This is a genomic window from Phycisphaeraceae bacterium, assembly GCA_019636735.1.
GTDB lineage: Bacteria > Planctomycetota > Phycisphaerae > Phycisphaerales > SM1A02 > VGXK01.
The window spans coordinates 1-3,390 of the sequence record JAHBWY010000023.1; the positions used below are offsets into that span (position 1 = coordinate 1).

4 protein-coding genes are annotated in these 3,390 nt (G+C 65.9%); all 4 read right to left on the bottom strand.

Translation table 11 applies throughout. The annotated features are described in order from the left end of the window. Positions 1-87: 87 nt before the first annotated feature. Positions 88-690, bottom strand: a complete 603-nt coding sequence (locus tag KF724_13800) for a hypothetical protein (GenBank protein MBX3356763.1) — start codon at positions 688-690, stop codon at positions 88-90. A 3-nt stretch (positions 691-693) separates the two neighbouring features. After that, positions 694-1,464 (bottom strand): DUF1080 domain-containing protein, encoded by a 771-nt coding sequence (locus KF724_13805; protein MBX3356764.1) that lies wholly within the window; start codon positions 1,462-1,464, stop codon positions 694-696. Between the two features lie 86 nt (positions 1,465-1,550). After that, positions 1,551-2,207, bottom strand: a complete 657-nt coding sequence (locus KF724_13810; protein MBX3356765.1) for a protease inhibitor I42 family protein — start codon at positions 2,205-2,207, stop codon at positions 1,551-1,553. After that, entirely contained in the window at positions 2,201-2,680 is a 480-nt protein-coding gene (locus KF724_13815; GenBank protein ID MBX3356766.1) for a redoxin domain-containing protein, read from the bottom strand. Before KF724_13815 ends, KF724_13810 begins: the two co-directional genes overlap by 7 nt. Between the last annotated feature and the right edge of the window lie 710 nt (positions 2,681-3,390).

The following is a 3,390-nucleotide window of genomic DNA, read 5'->3' on the forward strand; positions in this document are numbered from 1 at the left end:
GCCCGCAGGAGCGAGAGATCATAGCAGCGCGTCGTCGCCCACGGTCCCGCGTCGCTGTTCGAGCAGGCGTGCGGTTCGCCGCCGGGCTCACCGCCGATTCGCGCGATCGATCAGACCGATGAGCGACACGGTCTCGGCGATCGGCTGCGCACTCAACACGGGCCCGAGCGATCGATAGGCCTCGATCCGATCGGAGCTCATCTGCCACACCTGGAACGCGACCGGATCAGACCAGATCGACACGATGTCGATCTGCTGCGCGCCATCGTTGCGAAGCACCCAGACATCCCGCAGGCCGCCGCGCTCGCGGATTCGTGGCACGACCGTCGAGACGATCGCCCCCGACGCTTCCGACATGGCGCCCTGCACGATGAGGAAGCGCTCGATGGTGGCGAAGTCACCGACGCGCGGCGAGAACTCGGCGCCGGCGGCGACGCGTGGACCACGAGGCGCTCGACTCCCATCCTCAAGCACATTCGTCTTTGGTCCGCATGCGCCGGCGAAGCCAACGACCATGCCGATGGCGAGCGCCATGCGCGTGGCCCTGCGCCAGCCTGCGGTGCGCGGCCTTGGGCCAAGGCCCACCCCGAACCCCGCGCCACTCGACGCGCCATTGGCGCTGCCGTGGACCGCGACGAGCCGCACGCCCGCTCCGCCTCGAACCGTTGACTCAACCTGCATCGCTCGCATGCCTTACCTCGTTCCCGGCAGCGGACGCAGCGTGATGTTCCTGAACTCGATGAACGCCCCCTCGGACTGGAGCGCCACTCGGCCCGGGCGCACTTCGCACGCTTCCGCTGTGTTCTGAAGGACTCCATTCACATGCAGCTCCAACGCACCACCGTCGAGGACAATGCGATAGTGATTCCATTCTCCAAGCGGCCGCTCGCTGCTCTCGGCCATCTTCCGGGTGCGACGCCCCTCCGTGCGGTCGGGATCGACCTGCATGGGCACCTCGCCGATGTTCCAGATGTCTCCCGCGTTTCCGGAGTGAAGCTGCGCCTCGATCGACCGGGGCCAGACATGGTCCTCATCGGCCACGCGCAACAGCACTCCGGAGTTCCCCGCGCCGCGCTCCGGATCGAAGCGCCACTCGAGTTCGAGTTCGAAACTCTCGAACTGCTCAGTGGTCGCGATGTAGCCGATCGGACGCCCCTCGCAGATGAGCACGCCATCCCGCGCGACGAAGAGCGATGAAGTGTCTTCGTCACCCGGCACAAAGACCTTCCACCCATCAAGGTTCGTGCCGTTGAAGAGCCGGCGCGAGGCCGCCGATGGCGGCTCCGGCACGGGCGCTGCGGGCTCGGCTGCCGACGCATCGCCCGTTACGGACGCAGGCGGCGCGAGCCCGGGCACCCGCGTCGCATCCGCGCCTGCTTCTTGCGCGGTGGATGTCGGCGCAGCGCCCTGCCCCGGAGCCTGCGGCTGAGAGTGGCCTTCGCACGCCGCGACTGCAGCGGACATGGCCATCGCCAACACCGTTGTCGCCGCGCGGCTCCGGGGCGCTGCCGCGAAACAATGCCCGAATGTCTCGCACGCGCGCACGAACATCAACGGCCTCCACTCGCCACGCGGGCCTCGACCTGCACAACTCGACCGGGCGGCTCGTTCCACGACGGCGGCCGCACCATCTCAAAGACGAGCGTGCACTGTCCCGGACGCAACGGCCTGAAGGTGAAGGTCGTGATGGTCCGACCTCCGATGACCCCCGGATCGAGTGGCGTCACATGCGGCGTCTCCGTCATCTCGAAGAGCGAACGGTCGATGGCCGCGAGCCTCCAGTCGAAGCCCGTCCCCGCGTGACCCAACAGTTCAACCTGAAGCACGCCGCTCATCGAGATCTCCGCATCACGGCGCCCTTCGGCGACGCGCACCTTGGCGCTGCCCGGCGGAAGACTCGACGCACTGTTGCAGCCCGTGACGATCAGCACACACGCGATCATCACGGCCACGCTCGATGCCGCGCGCGCCCACGCGCCGTGCATTGAGTGTGCGCCCGGCATCGCGCGCTGCGCCGAACACGCGACATCCACTGCATGCGCGCGATGCACCGGGCGCATGCCCTGCACCAGATGGGCTCGTAGCGCCGAACATGCGCTCTCCATCGACGACACACCTGCGCTCCGCATCGCACGCCAGCCTGCACGGCCCATCACTCGAAGCCTCGACACCACCGCATCGATCGCATCAGTCGTGACGCTCAACATGATCGCACCGCCTCTTCGATCGCCGCGAAGTCCACCTGCTCCCGCGGCGACGCATTGACCTTTGCGTAGCGGATGACGCCAGCCGCATCGATCACGAACGCCGCCCGCGTCGCCACGCCCTTGAAGCCACCGACATCCTCAAGCAGCACGCCGTAGCGGCTCGAGACATCCTTGTTGAAGTCACTCAGGATCGGGAAGGGAATCTCCTCCACCTGCTGGAACTTCTCGTTCACGAATGGTGAGTCGATGGAGATCCCGTAAATGCGAGCGCCGATCGAACCCCACTGTGCCCACTGATCGCGGAGATGGCACATCTCCTGCGTGCACACCGAGGAGAAGGCGAAGGGGAAGAAGAGCAGCACCACCTTCTCCCGGCCGATGACCTTCGTGAGATCTTCAACTTGACCGGGGGCTGATGGAAGGGCGAACGCCGGGGCGTGCTCGCCGACCTTGGGATGGGTGGGGGTGGTCATGAGGCAGCCTGGGTGAGAGGGAGAGAGCACCGAGGGGCCCGCAGAGTGGCGCGGGCGACGCGGTCGGGTTTATATCGACTCGACTGCGGATCGCGCCATCAGTCGCCGTCTGGATCGGTGGAGCCGACTGGGTGAACGGTGACGCTCACCCGTCATCGCCGGCCCGCGCCGGGCTTCGCCTGTAGAGACCCGACCTCCTTGGCCTTCAACGGGGCGCACCACCGAAGCTTCTTCAAGCCGCCTGGCATCGGTCCATGCTGGAACCAAACAGGTGCCCTTAAGAGTCAAGCCGTCCGATCATCCAGAAATGTCGAACAAGGTCTCAATATGAGCCGCCATTTCGGCAACGGGCGGACCATTGCTCGCATAGCTTACACCATCGAGAAGGACCGACCATTCGGCCAGAATCGAGGTCCAAAGGCGGTTATTGCGCAGATTGGGCCATTCTTCGCTTCCGCCATGGCCGATGTCGAGTTACATTCATGAGGTCTTGGGCGCTCGGCGATCTCCTCGCGGAGGGGATGCGGCGCCCGTGGGTGGCTTTGAACAAGCCAAGGAGGCATAGATGAAGGTGAACTGTACGACTCTGCTCGTCGCAATCGCGGCGGCAGCCATCGCGCCGCTGGCAGCGGCGCAGGCAGGCTCAGACTGTTGTTTTGCGAACGGTACCCCGGGTTGTGATGACCCGACCTGTGAGGCTCTGATCTGCG